This window comes from Pseudomonas sp. FP2196 (genome assembly GCF_030687715.1).
Taxonomy (GTDB): domain Bacteria; phylum Pseudomonadota; class Gammaproteobacteria; order Pseudomonadales; family Pseudomonadaceae; genus Aquipseudomonas.
Window position 1 is genome coordinate 1,462,027 of the sequence record NZ_CP117445.1, and the last position, 23,317, is coordinate 1,485,343.

Sequence of the window (23,317 nt, forward strand, 5' to 3'; positions counted from 1 at the left end):
TCGCGAAAGCGGTATTAGGCGTAACGAATCAAACCGTGGCGACAATGAAGATCCGCTTGAACGGGAACAACGTAGACCCGTTCGCCTCCTGCGGATAATGTTTATGCACACGCATCAGGTAGCGATAAATGAAACGCGCCTGTTCCTCTGAGTTCAGTGCCTGCATCACTGGCCGCAATGCCGACACTTTCACCCAGTCATACACCGGCGATTTACCGCCAACCACCTGCAATTGCTCGGTCTCCCAGATATCCAGCGCTTGGGTCATTGGCGCGAGCAAGCGGTAGTAATCCTCCAGCGCCAGCAACGGCCGCGCCGCCATGCGCTCACGCAGTTGTGCGCTGCCCAGCGGTGTTCCGCCGGGGCCTGCGTCATTGAGGGTTTCGAGCATCAGCCGATACCACAACGCATCGCGCCAGTCGGGCATATGCGCCGCCAGGCAACCCCCTGGGTTGAGTTGGCCGAGCAGGCGCGGCAGCAAGGTGTCGTGGCCATCAATGAAGTGCAGAACAGCGGCGGCGAGGAGCAGGTCGGCCGGTTGTTCGGGCCGCCAGTCGAGCAAGTCACAGTGTTTCCATGAGGCTTTGATCGGCAGGCAGCGGGCCTCGTTGAGCATTTGCGCAGAGCTGTCGACACCGTGCAATTGCGCGCTGGGCCAGCGCTGGGCCAACAGTTGTGTAGCGATGCCGGTGCCGCAACCGAGGTCATAAATACGTTTGGGATTATCCAGGTCGACACGGTCAAGCAGTTCGTTGACCGGCCGTTGCCTGAGACGGGAAAATTGCTGGTACGCCTGGGCGTCCCAGTCAGGTGTTGCGTTGAGTCGGGTGATCATGAGGGGGCCCTCCGGTGATCAACAGTGTCTTCCGATGACAGCCTGGCTCAAGTCTTGGGGACCAACATCAACAGATAACGGAAGCGGGAAGGGGAAAACACCTGAGTCCTTCAGGTGTTTTCTACTCTAATCGACGGCCAGCGGAGTGCCAGCCTGGATGACGGATGGCGCGCTGATACGCACTTTTTTGTAGGAGCTGCCGCAGGCTGCGATCTTTTGATCTTGAAAAATCAAAAGATCGCAGCCTGCGGCAACTCCTACAGATGAACCGGTTCATTCAGGAGAACCGTATGGATGAGGTTTACAGCAGGCTGATCGGATAGCTGACGATCAAACGGTTCTCATCGAACTCGTTGTTGCTGAAATCGCGGCGCATGGTCGAGTTGCGCCATCTGACGTTCAGATCCTTGAGCGTGCCGCTTTGCACGGTGTAGCCCAGTTCCGATTCGCGGCCCCATTCCTTGCCGTCGGTGATGGTCCCGGTGTGCACGTTGTCGCCGCTGATGTAGCGGTTCATCAGGGTCAGGCCGGGAATGCCGAGGGCGACAAAGTTGTAGTCGTGACGCACCTGCCATGAGCGTTCCTGCGCATTGTCGTAACTGGCGTTGTAGCTGTCGTTGGCCAGCGTCCCGCCGCTGGTGCCGTTGACGCGCATCCACGCGCTGTCGCCGGTGAGTTTTTGCAGGCCGACGTAGAAGGTGTTGCCGCCGTATCTGGCCGAGAACAGGCCGGACCAGGTCTTGTTGTCCAGATCACCGGCGCGGGCACTGCCGTCATCCTTCCCGTAGAAAAAGCCGAGGTTGGCGCCTAGCGTCCAGTCGCCGAGTGGCTGGCTGTGGATCAGGTTGACGTATTGCTGGCTGTAGATGTCCTTGAGTTCGGCGTTCCATAGGCCGATCTGTGTGCGTTTTTCGTTGAACACATATTCGCCACCCTGGAAGTTGAAGCGATCGGAAGTGAACGCGGCTTTGCCGGTCATCGACATGTCGCTCATGCTGCTGTCGTCGCGCGGGCTGTTGGCGCGGAACTGGCCGCCGTAGAGGGTCAGACCGTCGATTTCCTTCGAGGTGATCTGGCCGCCACGGAAGGTTTGCGGCAGCGAGCGACCATCGTCCGAACGCAGGATCGGCAGCACTGGCATCCATTCGCCGACCTTCACTTCGGTCTGCGACAGTTTGGCTTTGAAGGCGACGTTAGTGCGGCCGAAATTGTCCGCCGGGCGGCCGTCATGATCCAGCGGCAGCAACTGGGTGCCGCCGGTGCCTTTGCCGCCGTCGAGCTTCACCGAATACAAACCGAGTACGTCCATGCCGAAACCGACGGTGCCTTGGGTGAAACCGGATTTGGCGTCGAGAATGAAACTCTGCGTCCACTCCTCAGCCTTGCCCTGAGCCTTGGTCGGGTTGGTGAAGTTGCGGTTGATGTAGAAGTTGCGCAGGTTCAGGTTGACCTTGGCGCCTTCGACAAAACCGGCTTCCTCGGCTGCGGCGGGCAGGGCGGCGCCGGCCAGTGCAAGCGCGATCAGGCTGGGTAATGCGTACGGCGCAGTGGGATGTGTCATCGCAGAGTCTCTTTTTGTTTTTTTTGAGTCGAACGGGATCCGTTGCCGCCGCTTTCGGGGGCAAACATGAAGTTGCAGATTCGGGGATGAAACGGCGGCGATCAGCCGGACAGGGTAGGGCGCGGGGGCATAGTCTCGAACCTGTTGTTATTGGTTTTGTGAAGCGAATGGTGCGGGGCGCGGAGGCGGGGTTTCAATCGAGGAAAGCGGGTTTTGGGCGATTATCGAACGCAAGATTGAGCCGGGTTTTGTGGTGAAGGTGAGGGCCTCATCGCTGGCAAGCCAGCTCCCACAGGTTTTTGTGTCGTTCACAATTTTGGGTACACCACAGAACATTGTGGGAGCTGGCTTGCCAGCGATGGGGCCAGTCCAGACACCACAACTTTCTCAGACACAACAAAAAGCCCACCAATCGGTGGGCTTGATGTGTTCACCAGATGATCAGAACAACTTCATCTTCGGTGCTTCTTCTTTCAGCGGTTCGTTCTGCGCGGTCTGCGCATTCCAGCCACCACCCAGGGCCTTGTACAGGTTGACCGCACTGGTCAGCTGCGCGAGGCGGTCGGTGATCAGTGCTTGTTGCGCGCTGAACAACTGACGCTGAGCATCGAGGAAGGTCAGGTTGCTGTCGACACCGATGCGATAGCGACGCTCGGCCAGGCGGTAGTAATCCTGGTTGGCCTGCACGAAGTCACGCTGCGCCTGCAACTGCTCGGTGTAGGTCTGGCGCGCGGCCAGGCCGTCGGCAACTTCCTGGAAGCCGGTTTGAATCGCCTTCTCGTAGTTCGCCACGCCGATGTCCTTCTGGATCTTGGCGTAGTCGAGGCTGGCGCGCAGGCTGCCGGCGTTGAAGATCGGCAGGTTGATCTGCGGCTGGAACAACCACGTCCCCGAACCACCCTTGAACAGGCCGGACAGGTCCGGGCTCAGGCTGCCCGCGTTGGCGGTCAGGCTGATGCTCGGGAAAAACGCTGCACGTGCCGCGCCGATGTTGGCGTTGGCGGCCTTCAGGTTGTATTCGGCCTGAAGGATGTCCGGACGACGTTGCAGCAGATCCGATGGCAGACCGGCCGGCACGTCGCTGAGCAGGTCATCGGCCAACGGTTTGGCCGTTTGCAGATTGGCCGGGATACCGGTGCCGAGCAGCAGGGTCAGGCTGTTTTCGTCCTGCGCGACCTGGCGGGTGTAACGCGCCAGTTGTGCACGAGCGTTTTCCACCGATGTACGCGACTGCGCCAGATCCAGCGCCGAGGCGACACCGACTTCGTTGCTGCGACTGGTCAGCTTGTAGCTTTCTTCGAAGGCACCGAGGGTGTCTTGCGTCAGCTTCAGCAGTTCCTTGTCGGCTTGCCAGGTCAGGTAGGCGTTGGCGACGCTGGCAACCAGACTGATCTGGGTGCTGCGGCGTGCCTCTTCAGTGGCGAAGTATTGTTGCAGCGCTTGTTCGCTCAGGCTGCGAACCCGACCGAACAGGTCGAGTTCGTAGGCACTGATGCCGACAGTGGCGGAGTAGGAACTGGTGATGCCCGCTTCACCGGTTTGCGAGGCACGCGCCGGCACCCGCTGACGGCTGCCGCTGGCATTGGCCGAAACCGCCGGGAACAGGTCGGCACGCTGGATGCGGTATTGAGCCGCGTAGGCGTCGATGTTCAGCGCCGCGACACGCAGGTCGCGGTTGTTTTCCAGCGAAACCTGGATCAGCTGTTGCAGGGCAGGGTCGTGGAAAAACTGCTTCCAGCCCTGCTCGGCAGCGGCCTGCGCCGGTGCCTGGGCCGGCGAATACGCCGGGCCCTGTGGGTACTGGCCTGCGACCGGAGCCTCAGGCTGCTGATAATCAGGTATCAGCGAGCAACCGCTCAGCACGAAGGCGGCGACTGCGAGGGAGAGTAGCGACTTGCTCATTGGCCAGCCTCTTTAGGAGTTTCTTTAGTTTCATCCTGGTCGGCGTTTTTGCGCTGGCCTATGGACGAAACCGTGACGAAGAACAGTGGGACCCAGAAGATCGCCAGGATCGTGGCCGTGAGCATACCGCCAATTACGCCAGTACCGATCGCATGTTGACTGCCTGAACCGGCGCCCGTGGAGATCGCCAACGGTACAACACCGAGCACGAAGGCCAGCGACGTCATGATGATCGGTCGCAGACGCATGCGGCACGCTTCAATCGCGGCATCGCGCAGACTGCGCCCTTGCTCGTGCAGCTCTTTGGCGAATTCGACGATCAGAATGGCGTTTTTAGCCGCAAGACCGATGGTCGTCAACAGGCCCACCTGGAAGTACACGTCGTTGGACAGACCGCGCAGGCTGGTGGCCATCAGCGCACCGATGATCCCCAACGGCACCACGAGCATGACCGCGATCGGAATCGACCAGCTTTCATACAGCGCCGCCAGACACAGGAACACCATCAGCAGCGACAGGGCGTACAGCGCTGGCGCTTGCGAGCCGGACAGGCGTTCCTCATAGGACAGACCAGTCCAGGAGATACCGACACCGGCCGGCAACTTCTTGGCAATCGCTTCGACTTCGGCCATCGCATCACCGGTGGAATAACCCGGTGCCGGAGAACCGAGCACCTCCATCGCTTCCACGCCGTTATATCGGGCCAGTTTCGGCGAACCGTAGATCCACTCGCCCTTGGCGAAAGCGGAGAACGGCACCATGGTTCCGGCGCTGTTGCGCACGTACCATTTCTTCAAGTCTTCAGGGCTCATGCGAGCACCGGCCTGACCCTGCACGTAGACCTTCTTCACCCGACCACGGTCGATGAAGTCGTTGACGTAGCTACTACCGAAGGAGATCGACAGAGTGCTGTTGATGTCGGAGAGGCTCAAGCCAAGGGCCTGGGCTTTCTCGTCGTCGATTTCCAGATGGTATTGCGGTTCGTCGTTCAGGCCGTTCGGACGCACTTGGTAGAGCACCTTGCTCTGTGCCGCGAGGCCGAGGAACTGGTTACGCGCTTCCATCAGTTTTTCGTGACCGATACCGGCACGGTCTTGCAAGAACACGTCGAAACCGGTGGCGTTACCCAACTCCAGTACCGCGGGCGGGGCGAAAGCAAACACCATCGCGTCGCGGAAGCTGAAGAAGTGTTGCTGGGCACGCTGTGCGAGAGCGAACACGCTGTTGCCAGCGTCACGCTCGTCCCACGGTTTGAGCATGATGAACGCCAGACCGGAGCTCTGACCACGACCGGCAAAGTTGAAGCCGTTCACGGTAAACACCGAGGACACCGCGCCCGCTTCTTTATCCAGCAGGTAGGTACGCATCTCGTCGATCACGACTTGGGTACGTTCGGCACTGGAACCGGCCGGGGTTTGCACCTGAGCGAACAATACGCCCTGATCTTCTTCCGGCAGGAACGCGGTTGGAATGCGGGTGAACAGCCAGATCATGCCGACGACGATCAGCAAGTACGCCAGCAGATACGGAGCCTTGCGCTGCAGCATGTTGCCGACACCGCGCTCATAGCTTCTGACGCCGCGGTCGAAATTGCGGTTGAACCAGCCGAAGAAGCCTTTTTTCGGCGTGCCGTGCTCACCTTTCGCAATGGGCTTGAGCATGGTGGCGCACAGCGCCGGGGTGAAGATCAGTGCAACCAGTACCGACAGGGCCATGGCCGAGACGATGGTGATCGAGAACTGCTTATAAATCACACCGGTGGAACCGCTGAAGAACGCCATCGGCAGCAGTACCGCCGACAGAACAAGGGCGATACCCACCAGGGCGCCCTGGATCTGGCCCATGGACTTCTTGGTCGCTTCCTTCGGTGACAGGCCTTCTTCGGCCATCACCCGCTCGACGTTTTCCACCACAACAATGGCGTCGTCCACCAGCAAGCCGATGGCCAGCACCATACCGAACATGGTCAGGGTGTTGATGCTGAAGCCTGCGGCGGCAAGGATGCCGAACGTACCCAGCAATACCACCGGCACGGTCATCGTGGTGATGACGGTGGCGCGGAAGTTCTGCAGGAACAGGAACATCACCAGGAACACCAGCACGATCGCTTCGACCAGGGTTTCAACCACACCCTTGATCGACTCGGTCACTACCGGAGTGGTGTCATATGGGAACACCACTTCCATGCCTTGCGGGAAGAATGGCTTGAGGTCATCAATCGTCTTGCGCAGCGCTTTGGCGGTGTCGAGGGCGTTGGCGCCGTTGGCCAGTTTTACCGCCAGACCGGAAGCCGGACTGCCGTTGAACTGAGCAGAGATGCTGGAGTTTTCACCACCCAGGCCCACGTCAGCGACGTCGCCGACACGGACTTGCGAACCGTCCTGGTTGACCTTCAGCAGAATCGCCTTGAACTGCTCGGCAGTTTGCAGACGGGTCTTGCCGATGATCGTGGCGTTCAGTTGCTGGCCAGGCAGCGCTGGCAAACCGCCGAGCTGACCGGAAGACACCTGAACGTTCTGCGCCGAGATCGCGGTGCTGACGTCAGACGGGGTCAGGTTGTACTTGTTCAACTTGGCCGGGTCGAGCCAGATGCGCATCGCGTACTGGGCACCGAAGACCTGGAAGTCACCGACACCGGCGGTGCGCGAGATCGGATCCTGCATGTTCGACACGATGTAGTTGGACAGGTCGTCCTTGGTCATGCTGCCGTCACGCGACACCACGCCGATCACCAGCAGGAAGTTTTTCACTGCCTTGGTCACGCGGATACCTTGTTGCTGCACTTCCTGCGGCAACAGCGGGGTGGCCAGGTTCAGCTTGTTCTGAACCTGAACCTGCGCGGTGTCGGAGTTGGTGCCTTGCTCGAAGGTCGCGGTGATGGTCATGCTGCCGTCGGAGTTACTTTCCGACGACACATAACGCAGATTGTCGATACCGTTGAGTTGTTGCTCGATCACCTGAACCACGGTGTCCTGCACGGTTTGCGCCGAAGCACCCGGGTAGGTCACGGAGATCGCAATGGCCGGTGGCGCAATGCTCGGGTACTGGTTGATCGGCAACTTGAGGATCGATAGTGCCCCGACCAGCATGATCACCAGGGCTATTACCCAGGCGAAAATCGGACGGTCGATAAAGAATTTCGACATGAGTTACTCCCCTTTGCCGCCAGCGGCTTTATCAGCTGCTTGAGCGGGGGCCGGGTTCTTGGTGCCTACGTTAGTCGCTTCGCTCGGGTTCACCTGCACACCAGGACGGACATATTGCAGCCCTTCGGTGATCAGACGATCGCCGGCCTTGAGGCCGTCTTCGATCAGCCACTGGCTGCCGACGGTGCGGCTGGCCTTGAGCTGACGCAGTTCAACCTTGTTGTCGGCGCCGACGACCAGTGCGGTCGGGGTGCCTTTGAGGTCGCGGGTCACGCCCTGTTGCGGCGCCAGAATGGCGGCGGCGTTGACGCCGGCCTGCAACTGGGCGCGGACGAACATGCCCGGCAGCAGGGTGTGATCCGGGTTCGGGAATACCGCACGCAGGGTCACGGAGCCGGTAGTCGGGTCGACCGTGACTTCGGAGAATTCCAGCTTACCGTCGAGCTTGTACTGGCTGCCGTCCTCCAAAGTCAGTTTGACCGCCGCCGAGTTGTCGCCGGCCTTCTGCAGACGACCGCTTTCCAGCTCGCGGCGCAGTTCCAGCAATTCCACCGAGGACTGGGTGACGTCGACGTAGATCGGGTCCAGCTGCTGGATCACGGCCATGGCGTCGGTCTGGCCATTGCTGACCAGCGCACCTTCAGTCACAGAAGAACGGCCGATACGCCCGGAGATCGGCGCGTAGACCTTGGTGTAACGCACGTTGATCTGCGCGCTCTGCAAGGACGCTTCCGATTCCATCCGGTTGGATACGGCGGTGTCGTATTCCTGACGGCTGACAGCCTGCTCATCGACCAGTTGCTTGTAGCGGTCGGAGATCGACTTGGTCGAACGCAGGTTGGCTTCGGCGCTTTTCAGGGTCGCTTCATAGACCGACGGATCGATCTGATACAGCTGCTGGCCGGCTTTGACGTCGCCGCCTTCCTTGAACAGACGCTTGAGAATGATGCCGTTGACCTGCGGTCGAACTTCCGCGATGCGGAACGCACTGGTGCGGCCCGGCAGTTCGGACGTGAGGGTAAACGCTTGTGGTTGCAGGGTGACGACGCCGACCTGAGGAGGCGGAGCGGCTGGGGCCGCTTCTTCCTTTTTACATCCGCTGAGCAGCGATGCCAGGGCGACGGCAGTGACCAGAGCGGTAACAGCTGGCTTGAATTGCATGAAGATCCTCGGGTCAGGCGCGCGAGAAGCGCACAAGAAGTGTGTAAGGGTAAAAAAAGTCTGCTGGGTGGATAAGTAGCTTGCTAAGTAATATACTTACGTTCATGGTTGTTTGTAAACACCTTGGCTTCGTACCCACCCTGTTACAAAAGTCGTCGCAAGGTTTGAAATTGTAGGCCGGGGAGCCGATTCATGAGAGATCGCCCCCACTTTATTCAGCGGATATTCAGACATCCCTGAAACATCCTGTTTGAGGTTTTACTGCCATGGTCCGTCGTACCAAAGAGGAAGCTCAAGAAACCCGCAGCCAGATTCTGGAAGCGGCGGAGAAAGCCTTCTATGAAAGAGGCGTGGCCCGCACGACCCTGGCGGATATCGCGACAATGGCCGGTGTCACTCGCGGCGCCATCTATTGGCATTTCAGCAACAAGGCCGATCTGGTCCAGGCCATGCTCGACAGCTTGCATGAGCCGCTGGATGAACTGGCCAAAGCCAGTGAAAGCGAAGACGAACTCGACCCGCTGGGCTGCATGCGCAAATTGCTGATTCATTTGTTTCATCAAGTTGCGCTGGATCCGAAGACCCGACGCATCAACGAAATTCTGTTTCATAAGTGCGAGTTCACCGATGAAATGTGCGATTTGCGCCAGCAGCGCCGGGCGGCCAGTCTCGATTGCAATCTGCGTATCGGGCTGACCCTGCGTAATGCGGTGAATCGCGGTCAGTTGCCGGACGATCTCGACACTGCCCGCGCAGCCATCAGCATTCATGCTTATATCGATGGCCTTCTGTATGGATGGCTGTTGGCGCCGGACAGCTTTGAGCTGCATGCCGAAGCCGAGCGTTGGGTCGATACAGGGCTGGACATGCTGCGCCTGAGCCCCAGCCTGCGCAAATGAAAGAAAATGCGTAATTGGCACAGCGTATGTCAATTGGCTTTCTTTTAAATACGTTTGCGGCGCGAAGTTTATAGGTAGCGAGCCGCTCATTTTGTAGGGATTTTGTGTCGTGTGTGTGAACGAGTGTTGGCCGCTTGCCCTCACCCTGACCCTCTCCCGGAGGGAGAAGGGACTGACCCAGGTGATTTCAGGATCTGCACCGACCTGACAATCTGCCGTCGGACTCAGGCTTCAGACAGCATGAAGATCAGCGCCCTTTCTCCCGCGCCCCATGGGGGAGAGGGCTGGGGTGAGGGGGATCGATTTCAGCCTCAACCATTTCCTCAAACCGAAAAACAAAAAGCCCCCGACTCTCACAAGTCGGGGGCTTTCGCGTTTCTGCGGTATGCCTTACAGCGTCGGATAGTCGATATAACCCACCGGGCCTTTCGCATAGAACAGCTCTGGACGCGCATCATTCAACGGCGCATCCGCTTTCAAGCGAGCCGGCAGATCCGGGTTGGCAATGAACGGCACACCGAACGCCACGGCGTCAGCCTTGCCGCTGGCCAGCCATTCGTTGGCGCTGTCCTTGGTGAAGCGCTCGTTGGCGATGTACGGGCCGCCAAAAGCTTCTTTGAGTTGCGGGCCGAGGCTGTCGGTGCCTTCTTTCTCGCGGGAGCAGATGAAGGCGATGCCACGTTTGCCCAGCTCGCGAGCCACGTAAGTGAAGGTTTCAGCCAGATTGTCGTCGCCCATGTCATGGGAGTCGGCGCGTGGTGCCAGGTGCACACCGACACGCCCGGCGCCCCAGACTTCGATGGCCGCGTCAGTCACTTCCAGCAGCAGGCGGGCACGGTTTTCCAGGGAGCCGCCGTAGTTGTCGGTGCGCTGGTTGGTGCTGCTTTGCAGGAACTGGTCGAGCAGGTAGCCGTTGGCACCGTGGATTTCCACGCCGTCGAAACCGGCGGCTTTGGCGTTTTCGGCACCGGTGCGGTAGGCGTCGACGATGTCGGCGATCTCAGCGGTTTCCAGTGCACGCGGGGTTGGGTAGTCGGCCAATGGGCGCACCAGGCTGACGTGGCCCTTAGGCTGGATGGCGCTTGGCGCGACCGGCGCATCGCCGTTCAGGTACGACGGGTGGGAGACCCGGCCGACGTGCCACAGTTGCAGGAAGATCTTGCCGCCAGCGCCGTGAATGGCTTTGGTCACGTTGGCCCACCCGCGCACTTGATCGTTGGACCAGATGCCCGGGGTGTCCGGGTAGCCGACGCCCATCGGCGTCACCGAAGTCGCTTCGCTGAGGATCAGGCCGGCGGAGGCGCGCTGCACGTAGTACTCGGCCATCAGCGCGTTCGGCACGCGGCCTTCGTCGGCGCGGCAGCGGGTCAGCGGTGCCATGATGATGCGATTGGACAGCTCAACGTCGCCCAGTTTGATCGGATCGAAAATAGTTGCCATGTCTACAACCCTCGTCAGTGAAGTGGTTAATCAGTGGGTAGCGGGGGCCAGATCGGCATTGCCGTTCTGACGGAAAGTAATCAGGGTCACCAGCAGGGCGAGTACCGCCAAGACTGCTGCTGCCAGAGGCACGCTGGTCAGGCCGAAACCGTGGGCGATAACGCTGCCGCCGACCCAGGCGCCGAGGGCGTTGCCGACGTTGAACGCGCCGATGTTCAGGGTCGACACCAGGTTCGGTGCCGCCTTGCCGAAGGTCACCACGTTGATTTGCAGCGCCGGTACGGCAGCGAACGAAGCGGTGGCCCAGAGGAACAGGGTGATTTCCGTCGGGATCAGCGCGACGCTGGTCCAGCTCAGCACGGTGGAGACCACGGCCATCGACACGAACACGCCGATCAGGGTGGCACCCAGGCGTTTGTCCGCCAGCTTGCCGCCGATGATGTTGCCGACAGTCAGACCGAGGCCGATCAACAGCAGGGTCCAGGTCACGCCTTTTGGCGAGACGCCGGTGACATCGCCGAGCAGCGGGGCGACGTAAGTGAAGAGGGTGAACATCGAGGCGGCGAACAGCGCGGTCATGCTCAGCGACAGCCAGATGCCGGCGCCTTTGAGGGCGGCGAGTTCGGCGCGCATGTCGAGTTTTTCTTCGTCACGCTTGGCCGGCAGGAAGCGGATCAGACCGATCAGCGCGATCACGCCAATCACCGTCACTGCCCAGAAGGTCGAACGCCAGCCGGCTTCCTGACCCAACGCGGTGCCCAGCGGCACGCCCAGAACGTTGGCAAGGGTCAGGCCGGTGAACATCAAAGCGACTGCCGAAGCGCGTTTGTTCGGCGCCACCAAACCTGCCGCCACGACCGAGCCGATACCGAAGAACGCACCGTGGCACAACGCGGTGACGACACGGGCAAACATCAGCACGTTGTAGTCACTGGCGATGGCGCAGAGCAGGTTGCCGACAATGAAGATGCCCATCAACGCTACCAGTGCAGCCTTGCGCGGCAGTTTGGCGGTGGCCAGTGCCATGAACGGCGCACCGATGGCCACGCCCAGGGCGTAACCGGTCACCAGCCAGCCGGCGCCGGGGATCGACACACCGAGGTCGGCCGCCACATCGGGCAGCAGGCCCATGATGACGAACTCGGTGGTGCCGATGGCGAAGGCGCTCAAGGCCAGGATGAGTAGCGAGAGGGGCATTTGAATCAATTCCTTGTGGGAGCGCTGAGCTCTTTGACGATGGCGTCGAGGAACGCCTGAATCACGTCCTCGTTGCGTTTGAAGAAGTGCCACTGCCCGGCCTTTTGGCTGCTGATCAGCCCGGCGCGTTGCAGGGTGGCGAGGTGGGCAGACACGGTCGACTGCGACAGGCCGCAGCGTTGATCGATCTGCCCGGCGCAGATGCCGTACTCGTGGTTGTGAATCTGTTCCGGAAACTGGGCTTTGGGGTCTTTCAGCCAGATGAGGATGTCTCGCCGTACTGGGTGTGCCAGGGCTTTTATTATTTCGTCGAGGTCGATGTTCATGGCTTGGGCTCGTGATGTCTGTAGCGCTATATCGCGATGAGGCGAACTTTAAATCGGTACTTCGCGATATACCAATATGAATTTGATCTTACGACCGCGTAAATCGGTATATCGGGTTATAACGATGCGTTGAGTGTATTGAAACGAAGGTGCAGTGCTAAGCTGCGCCCATGAACTATCTCGCACATTTGCATCTCGGTGGCCAGCGCCCCGAGCAATTACTCGGCAGCCTGTACGGCGATTTCGTCAAAGGTCGGCTGCAGGGGCAGTTTGCTCCGGAGCTCGAGGCGGCGATTCAACTGCACCGACGGATTGACGTTTTTACCGATCGCCATCCTCTAGTGGACATCGCGCTGGGGCGATTTTCCGAGACCCGGCGACGTTACGCCGGGATCGTCCTTGATGTGTTTTTCGATCATTGCCTGGCGCGGGACTGGAGGTTGTACGCCGATCAGCCGTTGGAGCAGTTCACCGCTGATGTTTATCGCGTGTTGTCTGGCGAGCAGCAACTGCCCGAGCGACTGGCGAAGATCGTCCCGCACATGGTCGCCAATGACTGGTTGGGGTCGTATCAGGAGTTTGAAGTGCTGGAGCAGGTGTTGCGCGGGATCTCGCGGCGCCTGACAAGGCCTGAAGAATTGGCCGGCGCGATGCAGGAGTTGCGGCGGTTGTATGAGCCGCTCAGTGAAGACTTCGCGCTGTTCTATCCGCAGCTTCAGGATTTTGCCCAGAACCCCTAGACACCGCAGATCAATGTAGGAGTGAGCCTGCTCGCGAAAGCGGTGGGTCAGTCACATCAATGTTGCCTGACGTACCGCTATCGCGAGCAGGCCCACTCCTACAGGGGATTTGTGTGTTCAGGCGGCGATCAGCTCGCCGGTACGACGCGGTTCCGCCGGTTTGGCGACTTCACCAAACAACACCTTCTGCACCGCCTGCTGCGCTTCGAACGCCAGCGCCGCACGCTCCCTGCCCTGGCAGGCAATCGGCTTGAGCAGATGCACCTCGACATCGCCGCAATCATTGCTGAACAAGCGCATCAGGTGCGACAGCAAATCATCGTCACCAATGAACGGCGCCAGCGCATCGATTTCGCCGTCACGCAGATAACGGATTGCCACCGGTTGCAGCATCACCTCGGAATCAATCGCCGCCGACAGCAAGCGACCGTGAAAGGTACGCAGCGAACGGCCGTCGGTGGTGGTGCCTTCCGGGAACATCAGCAGTGAGTGATCGGTTTGCAGGTGACGGGTCATCTGCTTGCGGATCAACTGGCTGTCGCCCGAGCCACGACGGATGAACAGGCTGCCAGCCTTGGCCGCCAGCCAACCGGCCACCGGCCAGGTGCGCACTTCGGCCTTGGACAGAAACGACAGCGGCGTGAGCATGCCGAGCAGTGGAATGTCCGTCCAGGAAACGTGGTTGCTGACCCACAGCATCGGTTGCTTTGGCAGTTCACCGTGTACGGTCACGCGAAAGGGCAGGGCATTGCTCAAGCGCGCCATGAAAAACCGCGACCAGCGCTGCCGACGCTCCATCGAGTGCGCCAGACCAATTCGTTCGAACACGCCGAAGACAGTGGCCATGCTCAAGCCCAGCGAGACCACCAATAGCACTCGCGCGATCCGCGCGTACACCCGCAGGCGACTCATTACACAGCCGCCTTGAAGTGTTTGGCGTAGCGTGGGCAGAGCTCGTCGCGCTTGAGCAGGATGAACACGTCGGCGACCTGGAAATCTTCATCCCAGCATGGCTCGCCGCAGATTTTCGCGCCCAGGCGCATATAGGCCTTGAGCAGTGGCGGCATTTCGGCGATCACGTTCGACGGGATATCCAGACTTGGCAGCGGATTTTTCGGCTCGGCGCGCAGGTGTTCGGTGCACAGATAACGTTCGCGCAGACGCTGCATGATCGCGTGGGCCTGCACGCCGCCATCCTGCATCGGAATGCTCGCGCAACCCATCAGGTAGCTGTAGCCGCCCTGATTCAACACTTCGGCGAGTTCGCCCCAGAGCACCGCGATGGTGCCGCCGTTGCGGTAGGCCGGGTCGACGCAAGTACGGCCGATTTCGAGGATCGGTCCTTTAAGATGCGCGAGGCCATGCAGGCTGAATTCTTCTTCGCTGTAGAACTTGCCCAAGGTGCTGGCGGCGGTGTGATCGAGCAACCGCGTGGTCGCCACCAGACGCCCGGTGTTCAGGTCACGCACGCCGATGTGGCTGCAGTGAACATCATAATCATCCATGTCCAGACCCAGTTCTGCGCCTTTCAGTTTGGCGTTGAATTCGCCGCTGAATACGCTGAATCGCAGGGCCTGGGCTTGCTGCAAGGCCTCGGCGCCGATCAGGCGTTCGGCTTGCAGGCGGCGTTCATTGCCGGTGTCGCTGATGCGGGCGATCTGAGTCATGTGAATCTCCGTACGGGCCTTTAACCCGTCGTGGGTTGCAGCCGATCGACTTTCTTTATGCAGCCGTGTTGTGCAAAGTCAGGCTATGTAGCCCCGGTGTCATCGCCATGAACCTTTGGTGATGCTTATATGACAGCCCACAAGGAGCCTCTTATGCCCTGGTCAGATCTGCTCGAAAGCCGTGAACGATTGCCCACCGTGGCTGACTTGGCGGAGGGGTTTGCGACGTTGTTGCATCATCTGGGCAACGTCACTCCGTTCGAATTGGCGGTGGCGGGTGGGCGGCGGATGGCGACGCCGGGGCTGGCGTTTCTGGTCGGTTATCAAGCGGCGTTGCGCATGCTCTGGCCGAGCGCGCCGCTGAGCCTTGGAGCGTTGTGTGCGACAGAGCAGCGCAGCTTGCGCCCGGCCGACATGCAGACACGGCTGACCGATTTGCGCCTGAGCGGTCGCAAGGATTTCGTCACCGCCGGCGATGCGGCGGACTGGCTGCTGATCGCCGCGCGCAGCGAAGAACCCGGTCAAACGCCGCGCCTGAGTCTGGCGGTGGTGTATCCGGGAGAACCCGGCGTGGCGGTGGAAAAACTGCCGGCACTGCCGCTGATGCCGGACATCAGCCATGGTCGGCTGCAGCTTGATAGCGCGCATTGCGAGTTGCTCGCCGGCGATGGTTGGGACGCCTACGTCAAACCGTTTCGCACTTTGGAAGATGTGTACGTGTTGAGCGCGATGACCGCGTGGTTGTTCGGCGTCGGGCAGGACAGCGACTGGCCGCAGACGCTGCAACTGCGTTTGCTGGCGTTGTTGGCCGGGTGCGCGGAAGCCAGTCGGCAGCCGCCGAACAATTCGGCCGGGCATGTGTTGCTGGGTGGGTTGTTTGCGCAGTTTGATTCGTTGAAACCGGAGATCGATCAGGCGTTGGCTGGCGGCAATCCGGAATGGGCGGCGATGTGGCAGCGGGATCAGTCGGTGATGCAATTGGCTTCGGGGGCCAGAGCCAAGCGGCTGGCCAAGGCTTTGTTGTTGAACTGACTGGCCTCATCGCGAGCAGGCTCACTCCTACAGGTGATCGAGTTCCTTCAGTTGGAGTTCTATCAAAATGTGGGAGTGAGCCTGCTCGCGATAGCGCCCGCGAATACACCACACATCTGTCATAAACCCCGACTACCCTCAGCAGGTTCTCCCCAAGAGCCCTCACCATGTTCAAAGGCCTGTCCCTGCTTCTGCTGCTGATCAGCTTCACGGTTCAGGCCGAACAATGGCCCGGTGAGCAATGGCCGAGCGGCGCGCCAATCACCAATGTCGAAGCACTGGAAAGTTACGCCTTCCCACCCCGCGACGACACCACCCGCCAAGGCATCCGCACCGACGCCTTGCTGATCATCCGCGACGGCCAGGTCATCTATGAACGCTACGCCGGCCCGACCACTGCCGAGACCCCGCACCTGACCTGGTCGATCAGCAAAAGCCTGATGGCCACCGTGCTTGGCGTAGCTTACGGCGAGGGCCTGTTCAAGCTCCAGGATCCGGCGGTGAAGTTCTACCCGGCGCTGGAGAAACACCCGGCCATCACCCTCGCGGATCTGCTGCACTGGGCCTCGGGGATCGACTGGCAGGAAGACTACGAATACGCCCCGCTGAAGTCCTCGGTGGTGGCGATGCTCTATACCCGTGGCCATCGTGACATGGCCGCGTTCACCGCCAATCACGATGCTTACGCGCCGCCGGGGCAGGCCTTCCGTTATTCCAGTGGCGACAGCAATCTGCTGGCGGCCGCGTTGAAATCCATCGTCGGCCCGCAGCGTTATCCCGACTATCCGTGGACAGCCCTGTTCGAGCCTTTGGGCATTCGCAGCGCGGTGTGGGAGACGGATGCGAGCGGCACGTTTGTCGCTTCGTCTTACGCCTATCTCACCGCGCGGGAGCTGGCGCGAATCGGTCTGTTGATGGCTCGCGACGGACGCTGGAATGATCGGCAATTGCTGCCCAAGGACTGGGTCGCGTTCAACCTCAAGCCTTTCGCCGGTTACAAGGCCCATCAGGACGAAGCCGTGCCCGGCGGCCAGTGGTGGCTCAACCGCCCGGCGGATGGCGCGCCATCGCCCTGGCCCGACGCACCGCCCGATACCTTCGCCGCGCTCGGCCATTGGGGCCAGGCTTTGTACGTGATCCCCAGCGAAAAACTGGTCGTCGTGCGCTACGCCGATGATCGTGACGGCAGCTACCGGCACAACGAATTGCTCAAGCGTGTACTCAAGGCGGTGCAGCCATGAAGCGGTTGTTGCTGGTGTTGCTTGTGCTGTTGCTCGGCTGGATCGGGTACGAGCGCGAAAATGTGTGGGCCTTCCCCGACATCATCAGTGCCTATACCGCCAAGGAATATTGTTCGTGTCGATACGTGATGAACAACGAGGCCGAGTATTGCCGGGGCTATGTGAAACAGTGGCTGCCGACCAGTCGTTTTGCCGATGACTCTGCCAGCAAAACCATCACCGTCAGCGGCATGGACCGCAGCAACAGTGCGCAATGGTTGAGCGAGCGCCAAGGCTGTCGTCTCAACCCCTGAAAATACCCGATCTCCCTGCAAATAAAGACACCTGTGGGAGCTGGCTTGCCAGCGATGGCGGTGTGTCAGTCACCGTCAAATTCGCCTGTGCCGACCCTATCGCTGGCAAGCCAGCTCCCACAGGGTATGGGTAGACCACAAGACCTGGTGTGAACCTTTGAAGCTCAGGTTCCACCCTGCGGAACCACATTCGATTGTCCTCGCGCGCATCTCGCGGTTATCTGGCGGTGAGCACGACCTGCCTTTTACGTGTCGTGAAATCTGACCGAACAAAAAGACCGGGAACACCCGCGCGAGGAGAACCGTCATGCCCCGACATCAGCACATCCAGGCCTGGCTCAACGATGTGGCGAGCGACCTGCACGCCACCCGCCAGGACATTCACGCTCACCCCGAACTCGGCTTCGAGGAAAGCCGCACCTCGGCGCTGGTCGCCCAATCACTTGAAGACTGGGGTTATGAAGTCCATACGGGCATCGGCAAGACCGGCGTGGTCGGCGTGCTGCGCAATGGCAGCAGCTCGCGCAGACTCGGCCTGCGCGCCGACATGGACGCCTTGCCGATCATCGAAAACACCGGCGTCGCCTACAGCAGCCAGCATCAGGGCTGCATGCACGCCTGCGGTCACGACGGCCACACCGCGATGCTCCTCGGCGCCGCGCGGTATCTGGCCGCGACCCGCCAGTTCGACGGCACCCTCACGCTGATTTTCCAGCCCGCCGAAGAAGGCCAGGGCGGCGCCGAAGCGATGCTCGCCGATGGCCTGCTCGAACGCTTCCCCTGCGATGCGCTGTTCGGCATGCACAACATGCCGGGCCTGCCTGCCGGGCATCTGGGCTTTCGCGAAGGGCCGATGATGGCGTCGCAGGATCTGCTCACCGTGACTATTGAAGGTGTCGGCGGCCACGGTTCGATGCCGCACTTGGCGGTCGATCCGCTGGTCGCGGCGGCGAGCGCCGTCATGGCGCTGCAAACCGTTGTTTCACGCAACATCGATGCGCAACAGGCCGCCGTGGTAACGGTCGGTGCGCTGCAAGCGGGGGAGGCGGCCAACGTCATTCCGCAACAGGCAATCCTTCGCCTTAGCCTGCGTGCGCTCAACGCTGAAGTGCGGGTACAGACCCTCGACCGCGTGCGCTCGATCATCGAAACCCAGGCTGAGAGTTTCGGCTGCACCTCACACATCGAACACCGCCCGGCCTACCCGGTGCTGGTCAACCACGCCGCCGAAACCGAATTCGCCCGGCAGGTTGGCGTCGAGTTGGTCGGCGCCAACGCCGTCGATGGCAACACACCGAAATTGATGGGCAGCGAAGACTTCGCCTGGATGCTCCAGCGTTGCCCCGGCGCTTATCTGTTTATCGGCAACGGCGTGTCGCGGCCGATGGTGCACAACCCCGCGTATGACTTTAATGACGACATCCTGCTGACCGGCGCGGCGTATTGGGGCGCGCTGACCGAGAGCTGGCTCAAGCCAGCCTGATTTCTTCACTTTCTGCTGCCGCTGAACCCCGGGCGCTCTGGTGCGCGGGCCGTCACCCAACAGTTCTGGAGAATCCCCATGCAGGCTTCGAGCACAGGCGTTTCGCGTACCCGACAAGTGGTCGCCGCCGTTATTGGCAATGCGTTGGAATGGTATGACTTCATCGTTTACGGCTTTCTGGCGAGCATCATCGCCCGGCAATTTTTCCCCTCCGAAGACGGCTACGCCTCGCTGTTGATGGCGCTGGCCACCTTCGGCGTCGGCTTCTTCATGCGCCCGGTGGGCGGCATCCTGCTTGGTATGTATGCCGACCGTAAGGGGCGCAAAGCGGCAATGCAGATGATCATCCGGCTGATGACCGTGTCCATTGCGCTGATCGCTTTTGCGCCGAACTACGCCGCCATCGGCATGGGCGCGCCGTTGCTGATCGTCGTCGCGCGGATGCTCCAGGGCTTCGCCACCGGCGGTGAATACGCCAGCGCCACGGCGTTTCTGGTGGAAAGTGCGCCGGCCCATCGCAAGGGGTTGTACGGTTCGTGGCAACTGGTCGGGCAATGTCTGGCGGTGTTTGCTGGCGCGGCGATGGTGGCGTTGGTCACCCACCTGTTTACGCCTGAGGCGCTGGACATCTGGGGCTGGCGTATTCCGTTCGTACTGGGTCTGTTGATCGGGCCGGTCGGCTTGTGGATTCGCAAGCACATGGAAGAGCCGGAAGAATTCCTTGAAGCGCGCAAGCAGGCCAAAGGTGCGGCGCCGGGCTTGTGGCAGGTAATCCGCGAGCACCGCCGCAGTCTGTTGGTGTCGATGGGCCTGGCGTGCGGGGCCACGGTGTCGTTCTACGTGGTGCTGGTGAACATGCCGACCTTCGCTCACACCAATCTCGGTCTGCCACTGGATCAGGTGTTGCTGGTGCAGATGTTCGCGGTGGCGCTGATGACCATGGTGATTCCTCTGTCCGGTGCGTTGTCGGATCGCGTGGGGCGGCGGCCCGTGTTGATGGCCTTCACCCTGGCGTTTTTCGTGATGGTCTATCCGCTGTACGTGTGGGTGGCGGCTGCGCCGTCGATCGAGCGTCTGCTGGTGATGCAACTGTTGTTGTGCAGTGCCATTGGCGGCTTCTTCGGCCCGGCCCCGACGGCGCTGGCCGAGCAGTTTCCCATCGAAGTGCGCTCCACCGGTGTCTCGGTGGCCTACAACGTGGCGGTGATGCTGTTCGGTGGTTTCGCGCCGCTGATCGTCACTTGGCTGAGTAAAGTCTTGAACACGCCGGTGGCGCCTGCCTTCTATGTGTTGTTCGCTTGCCTGCTGACCTTGCTCGGTACTTACTGCTTGCAGGAGGCACCGCGTGCGAAGAAACCCGTCGCGCTCAATGTGGGAGTGAAACCGTGAGTCCGTTAGCCATCCACCCGATTGTCGCCCTCGACGCCGAGGCGCTGTCCCGGGCGATCCATGCCTGCAAGGTCTCGTGCCGCGAAGTGATGCAGGCGTATCTGGCGCATATCGAGCGCTTCAATCCGCCGGTCAATGCGCTGGTCTCGCTGCGCGCCGAGGACGATCTGCTGCGCGAGGCCGATGAGTGCGACCGCCAACTGGGTCGCGGCCAGTCCCGTGGCTGGATGCACGGCATGCCGCAAGCGATCAAGGATCTGGCGGCCACCGCCGGTCTGCGCACGACGATGGGCTCGCCGCTGTTCGCCGAGCAAGTGCCGCAACACGATGCGATCAGCGTGGCGCGAGTGCGTGACAGCGGCGCGATCATTATCGGCAAGAGCAACGTGCCGGAGTTCGGCCTCGGTTCGCAGACGTACAACAACGTGTTCGGCACCACCACCAATGCCTACGACCCGAGCCTGATTGCCGGTGGCAGCAGCGGCGGGGCGGCGGTGGCGCTGGCCTTGCGTTTGCTGCCGGTGGCCGATGGCAGCGACATGATGGGCTCGCTGCGCAACCCGGCGGCGTTCAATAACGTGTTCGGCTTGCGCCCGTCCCAGGGCCGCGTGCCCCACGGGCCGGGGCCGGAAGTGTTCGTCCAGCAACTGGCCACCGAAGGGCCGATGGGCCGCAGCGTTACCGACGTCGCGCGGCTGCTCTCGACTCAGGCAGGTTACGATCCACGCGTGCCGTTGTCGCTGAAGGATCAGTTGAAGGATTTTGCCGAAGGCCTGCAACAGGATTTCACCGACGTGCGTATCGGCTGGCTCGGCGATTACAACGGCTATCTACCGATGGACGACGGCGTGCTGAGCCTGTGCGAATCAGCACTGGCGGATTTCGCGGTATTGGGTTGTCAGGTCGAAGTCTGCCAGCCGGAATTTTCCATGGAGCGCTTGTGGCAGACCTGGCTGACCCATCGGCATTTTCTGGTGCAAGGCAGCCTCGGCGCGGCCTACGCCGATCCGCAAAAACGCGCGTTGCTCAAACCCGAAGCGCAGTGGGAAGTGGAGGGTGGATTGCGTTTGAGCGCCGCCGATGTTTATCAGGCATCAGTCGCGCGCAGCGAGTGGTATTGCGCGCTAAGCAAACTGTTCGAACGTTACGATTTCCTGCTGCTGCCGACCGCCCAAGTGTTCCCTTTTGATGCACAACAGCCGTGGCCGCGCGTCGTTGGTGGGCGCGCCATGGACACCTATCACCGCTGGATGGAGGTGGTCATCGGCCCGACATTGGCGGGACTGCCGAGCATGAGTGTGCCGGTCGGTTTCAACCCGGCAGGGTTGCCGATGGGCCTGCAAATCATTGGCCCGGCCCAGGCGGATCGTGCGGTTTTGCAACTGGCCTACGCCCATGAACAATTGACCCGCTGGGTTGAACGGCGCCCGCCGCCATGCCTGCAACTGGCCTGAGCGGCCCGCATCTTGCTGCAAAAATTGATCATCCATTCGTAACCATGGAGGTCGATCCTATGGGCAGCAAGGCAGACACCGGCAGCGTGCGCTCAGTCGAACGGGCCCTGGCGATCGTCGAGTTGCTCGGCGAGCATCAGGCACTGGGGCTTGAGGAGTTGCACTATCTGACGACGCTGCCCAAGGCCACAGTGTCGCGGATGCTCGCGACCTTGCAAGAGCAGGGCTGGATCTACCGCGGCCTCAGCGACCGGCGATATCGCTTGTGCGCCAAGCGCCTGTTCGGTGATCGTCAGCAGCGTTTCAAACGGCATCTGGTGGAGAGTGCGGCGCCGATGTTGCTTGAGTTGAGCGAACGCACCGGGCTGGTGGCGGATCTGTCGTGCTTCGACGGTGAGCGGGTTGAAGTCATGGAAAGTGCGATCCCGCAGGTGCTGCGCAAACGCTATCCGAACAACTGCCAGATCGTCGGGCACAACGCCAGTCTGTTTCATTCGGCGATGGGCCGGGCGTGTCTGGGTGAACTCGACAGCCATGAGGTCGAACGCCTCGCCGAACGCGAGCAGTTGAACGATGAAGGTCTGTTACAGGCCACCGAGTCGGCGTTGCAGCAAGGCTTTGGCCAGCGCACCGAAGGTTACTGGGAATACCCGGTGCGCTTGCCGTTTCTGATTCGTGCGGTGGCGTTGCCGATCCGTGCGCAAGGGCGACTGGTCGGCAGCATGGCGCTGCACTGGCCGATGGATCAGGCGCCGGTGGAGCGGGTGTTGAGCCTGCACCTCAATAGCCTGGCGGCGACCATTGGAGATGTGCAGCAGGCATTGGCCTGATCTCCACAGGAAATGCGTCAACTTTCCCCTGTAGGAGCTGCCGAAGGCTGCGATCTTTTGATCTTCGATTTGCAATAACGCCGTAGGCGGTTAATGTTCGGCTCAGGTTTATCGACCCCACGAGTCTTCAATGTTCAACCGCTCCCTCTGTAAAGCCCTCGCCAGTCTGTTGCTGGCCGCCGCCGCGCTGCCGGCGCAAGCCAATTGGTATCTGGACGGCGAGTCATCGCGGCTGTCGTTCGTCAGCACGAAAAACACCCATATTTCCGAAGTGCAGCGCTTTCTGGTGCTGCACGGCAAGGTCGATCCCAACGGCCGCGCCGAGGTCGAAGTCGAACTGGACTCGATCAACAGTGGCATCCCGCTGCGCGATGAGCGTATGCGCAAGGAGCTGTTCCAGATCGAGCAGTTTCCCGACGCGACCATTACCACTCAGATCGACCTGCGCCCGATCAACGACCTGGCCCCCGGCGCGCAGCTTGAATTGCGCCTGCCGTTGACCGTCAACCTGCACGGCAAGCAGCACGAATACCCGGCCGAACTGCTCGCGACGCGTCTCGATGACCGGCGTTTTCAAGTGGTGACGCTGGAGCCGCTGGTGATCAACGCCGAGGATTTCGATCTCGTGCCGGGGCTTGAGAGCTTGCGCAAACTGGCTGATCTGTCGGCCATCAGTTTCTCGGTGCCGGTGGGTGCGGTGCTGATCTTCACGGCGCGCTGA

At 60.9% G+C, this 23,317-nt stretch carries 20 protein-coding genes; 10 read left to right on the forward strand and 10 right to left on the reverse strand.

Annotation, left to right across the window (positions count from 1 at the left end; translation table 11 throughout):
- Positions 1 to 28 precede the first annotated feature (28 nt).
- The 5 genes from PSH79_RS06560 to emhA form a co-directional block, all read right to left on the reverse strand.
- Positions 29 to 835 carry a methyltransferase domain-containing protein gene (locus PSH79_RS06560; protein ID WP_305441802.1) on the reverse strand — a complete coding sequence of 269 codons (807 nt, stop codon included), beginning with the start codon at positions 833 to 835 and terminating at the stop codon, positions 29 to 31.
- A 301-nt stretch (positions 836 to 1,136) separates the two neighbouring features.
- Entirely contained in the window at positions 1,137 to 2,396 is a 1,260-nt protein-coding gene (locus tag PSH79_RS06565) for an OprD family porin (RefSeq protein ID WP_305441804.1), read from the reverse strand.
- A gap of 441 nt (positions 2,397 to 2,837) precedes the next feature.
- Positions 2,838 to 4,298: an efflux RND transporter outer membrane subunit EmhC gene (gene emhC, locus PSH79_RS06570; protein WP_305441805.1), complete on the reverse strand. Its 1,461-nt coding sequence runs from the start codon at positions 4,296 to 4,298 to the stop codon at positions 2,838 to 2,840.
- Positions 4,295 to 7,444, reverse strand: coding sequence for an efflux RND transporter permease subunit EmhB (gene emhB / locus PSH79_RS06575; RefSeq protein WP_305441806.1), 3,150 nt, complete (start codon positions 7,442 to 7,444; stop codon positions 4,295 to 4,297). The genes emhC and emhB overlap by 4 nt, the downstream gene beginning before the upstream one ends.
- A 3-nt stretch (positions 7,445 to 7,447) precedes the next feature.
- Positions 7,448 to 8,605 (reverse strand): efflux RND transporter periplasmic adaptor subunit EmhA, encoded by a 1,158-nt coding sequence (gene emhA / locus PSH79_RS06580; RefSeq protein ID WP_305441808.1) that lies wholly within the window; start codon positions 8,603 to 8,605, stop codon positions 7,448 to 7,450.
- Between the two features lie 266 nt (positions 8,606 to 8,871).
- Here emhA and emhR point away from each other — a divergent pair, with 266 nt between their 5' ends.
- Positions 8,872 to 9,504: an efflux system transcriptional repressor EmhR gene (gene emhR, locus PSH79_RS06585; RefSeq protein WP_187681160.1), complete on the forward strand. Its 633-nt coding sequence runs from the start codon at positions 8,872 to 8,874 to the stop codon at positions 9,502 to 9,504.
- Between the two features lie 390 nt (positions 9,505 to 9,894).
- Here the strand turns inward: emhR and PSH79_RS06590 are convergent, their stop codons facing one another.
- Genes PSH79_RS06590 through PSH79_RS06600 form a run of 3 tightly spaced genes read right to left on the reverse strand, consistent with a single transcriptional unit; the run spans position 9,895 to position 12,467 of the window.
- Positions 9,895 to 10,944, reverse strand: a complete 1,050-nt coding sequence (locus PSH79_RS06590; protein WP_305441810.1) for an alkene reductase — start codon at positions 10,942 to 10,944, stop codon at positions 9,895 to 9,897.
- A gap of 30 nt (positions 10,945 to 10,974) precedes the next feature.
- Entirely contained in the window at positions 10,975 to 12,141 is a 1,167-nt protein-coding gene (locus PSH79_RS06595; protein WP_305441811.1) for an MFS transporter, read from the reverse strand.
- A 5-nt stretch (positions 12,142 to 12,146) separates the two neighbouring features.
- Positions 12,147 to 12,467: a helix-turn-helix transcriptional regulator gene (locus PSH79_RS06600; RefSeq protein ID WP_103307017.1), complete on the reverse strand. Its 321-nt coding sequence runs from the start codon at positions 12,465 to 12,467 to the stop codon at positions 12,147 to 12,149.
- 170 nt (positions 12,468 to 12,637) lie between these two features.
- On the opposite strand from PSH79_RS06600, the gene PSH79_RS06605 reads away from it, so the two are divergent.
- The gene (locus tag PSH79_RS06605) at positions 12,638 to 13,207 is read left to right on the forward strand and encodes an ACP phosphodiesterase (RefSeq protein ID WP_305441813.1); all 570 of its coding nucleotides are present in this window, start codon (positions 12,638 to 12,640) and stop codon (positions 13,205 to 13,207) included.
- Between the two features lie 117 nt (positions 13,208 to 13,324).
- On the opposite strand, the gene PSH79_RS06610 is transcribed toward PSH79_RS06605, so the two are convergent.
- Entirely contained in the window at positions 13,325 to 14,119 is a 795-nt protein-coding gene (locus tag PSH79_RS06610; RefSeq protein ID WP_305441815.1) for a 1-acyl-sn-glycerol-3-phosphate acyltransferase, read from the reverse strand.
- Positions 14,119 to 14,874, reverse strand: coding sequence for an L-ornithine N(alpha)-acyltransferase (gene olsB / locus PSH79_RS06615; protein ID WP_305441816.1), 756 nt, complete (start codon positions 14,872 to 14,874; stop codon positions 14,119 to 14,121). Before olsB ends, PSH79_RS06610 begins: the two co-directional genes overlap by 1 nt.
- 153 nt (positions 14,875 to 15,027) lie before the next feature.
- On the opposite strand from olsB, the gene PSH79_RS06620 reads away from it, so the two are divergent.
- The 8 genes from PSH79_RS06620 to PSH79_RS06655 all read left to right on the forward strand — a co-directional run bounded on the left by PSH79_RS06620 (position 15,028) and on the right by PSH79_RS06655 (position 23,317).
- A complete protein-coding gene (locus PSH79_RS06620; RefSeq protein ID WP_305441818.1) occupies positions 15,028 to 15,906 on the forward strand; it encodes an acyl-CoA dehydrogenase family protein in 879 nt (292 codons plus the stop codon).
- 167 nt (positions 15,907 to 16,073) lie between these two features.
- A complete protein-coding gene (locus PSH79_RS06625; protein WP_305441820.1) occupies positions 16,074 to 17,147 on the forward strand; it encodes a serine hydrolase in 1,074 nt (357 codons plus the stop codon).
- Positions 17,144 to 17,440: an amidase gene (locus PSH79_RS06630; RefSeq protein WP_305441821.1), complete on the forward strand. Its 297-nt coding sequence runs from the start codon at positions 17,144 to 17,146 to the stop codon at positions 17,438 to 17,440. The genes PSH79_RS06625 and PSH79_RS06630 overlap by 4 nt, the downstream gene beginning before the upstream one ends.
- Before the next feature lie 307 nt (positions 17,441 to 17,747).
- Entirely contained in the window at positions 17,748 to 18,923 is a 1,176-nt protein-coding gene (locus tag PSH79_RS06635; RefSeq protein ID WP_305441823.1) for a M20 aminoacylase family protein, read from the forward strand.
- Between the two features lie 78 nt (positions 18,924 to 19,001).
- Complete coding sequence (locus PSH79_RS06640) at positions 19,002 to 20,312, forward strand: citrate-proton symporter (protein ID WP_305441824.1); 1,311 nt, start codon at positions 19,002 to 19,004, stop codon at positions 20,310 to 20,312.
- Positions 20,309 to 21,766, forward strand: a complete 1,458-nt coding sequence (locus tag PSH79_RS06645) for an amidase (RefSeq protein ID WP_305441825.1) — start codon at positions 20,309 to 20,311, stop codon at positions 21,764 to 21,766. Before PSH79_RS06640 ends, PSH79_RS06645 begins: the two co-directional genes overlap by 4 nt.
- Positions 21,767 to 21,825: 59 nt before the next feature.
- Complete coding sequence (locus PSH79_RS06650) at positions 21,826 to 22,596, forward strand: IclR family transcriptional regulator (RefSeq protein WP_305441826.1); 771 nt, start codon at positions 21,826 to 21,828, stop codon at positions 22,594 to 22,596.
- Between the two features lie 130 nt (positions 22,597 to 22,726).
- A complete protein-coding gene (locus tag PSH79_RS06655; protein WP_305441827.1) occupies positions 22,727 to 23,317 on the forward strand; it encodes a YceI family protein in 591 nt (196 codons plus the stop codon).

Excerpts from the sequence above, each read along its gene's own strand:
- PSH79_RS06560 (WP_305441802.1), bottom strand. The coding sequence starts at position 835 with ATGATCACCCGACTCAACGCAACACCTGACTGGGACGCCCAGGCGTAC.
- PSH79_RS06565 (WP_305441804.1), bottom strand. The coding sequence starts at position 2,396 with ATGACACATCCCACTGCGCCGTACGCATTACCCAGCCTGATCGCGCTT.
- emhC (WP_305441805.1), bottom strand. The coding sequence starts at position 4,298 with ATGAGCAAGTCGCTACTCTCCCTCGCAGTCGCCGCCTTCGTGCTGAGC.
- emhB (WP_305441806.1), bottom strand. The coding sequence starts at position 7,444 with ATGTCGAAATTCTTTATCGACCGTCCGATTTTCGCCTGGGTAATAGCC.
- emhA (WP_305441808.1), bottom strand. The coding sequence starts at position 8,605 with ATGCAATTCAAGCCAGCTGTTACCGCTCTGGTCACTGCCGTCGCCCTG.
- emhR (WP_187681160.1), top strand. The coding sequence starts at position 8,872 with ATGGTCCGTCGTACCAAAGAGGAAGCTCAAGAAACCCGCAGCCAGATT.
- PSH79_RS06590 (WP_305441810.1), bottom strand. The coding sequence starts at position 10,944 with ATGGCAACTATTTTCGATCCGATCAAACTGGGCGACGTTGAGCTGTCC.
- PSH79_RS06595 (WP_305441811.1), bottom strand. The coding sequence starts at position 12,141 with ATGCCCCTCTCGCTACTCATCCTGGCCTTGAGCGCCTTCGCCATCGGC.
- PSH79_RS06600 (WP_103307017.1), bottom strand. The coding sequence starts at position 12,467 with ATGAACATCGACCTCGACGAAATAATAAAAGCCCTGGCACACCCAGTA.
- PSH79_RS06605 (WP_305441813.1), top strand. The coding sequence starts at position 12,638 with ATGAACTATCTCGCACATTTGCATCTCGGTGGCCAGCGCCCCGAGCAA.
- PSH79_RS06610 (WP_305441815.1), bottom strand. The coding sequence starts at position 14,119 with ATGAGTCGCCTGCGGGTGTACGCGCGGATCGCGCGAGTGCTATTGGTG.
- olsB (WP_305441816.1), bottom strand. The coding sequence starts at position 14,874 with ATGACTCAGATCGCCCGCATCAGCGACACCGGCAATGAACGCCGCCTG.
- PSH79_RS06620 (WP_305441818.1), top strand. The coding sequence starts at position 15,028 with ATGCCCTGGTCAGATCTGCTCGAAAGCCGTGAACGATTGCCCACCGTG.
- PSH79_RS06625 (WP_305441820.1), top strand. The coding sequence starts at position 16,074 with ATGTTCAAAGGCCTGTCCCTGCTTCTGCTGCTGATCAGCTTCACGGTT.
- PSH79_RS06630 (WP_305441821.1), top strand. The coding sequence starts at position 17,144 with ATGAAGCGGTTGTTGCTGGTGTTGCTTGTGCTGTTGCTCGGCTGGATC.
- PSH79_RS06635 (WP_305441823.1), top strand. The coding sequence starts at position 17,748 with ATGCCCCGACATCAGCACATCCAGGCCTGGCTCAACGATGTGGCGAGC.
- PSH79_RS06640 (WP_305441824.1), top strand. The coding sequence starts at position 19,002 with ATGCAGGCTTCGAGCACAGGCGTTTCGCGTACCCGACAAGTGGTCGCC.
- PSH79_RS06650 (WP_305441826.1), top strand. The coding sequence starts at position 21,826 with ATGGGCAGCAAGGCAGACACCGGCAGCGTGCGCTCAGTCGAACGGGCC.
- PSH79_RS06655 (WP_305441827.1), top strand. The coding sequence starts at position 22,727 with ATGTTCAACCGCTCCCTCTGTAAAGCCCTCGCCAGTCTGTTGCTGGCC.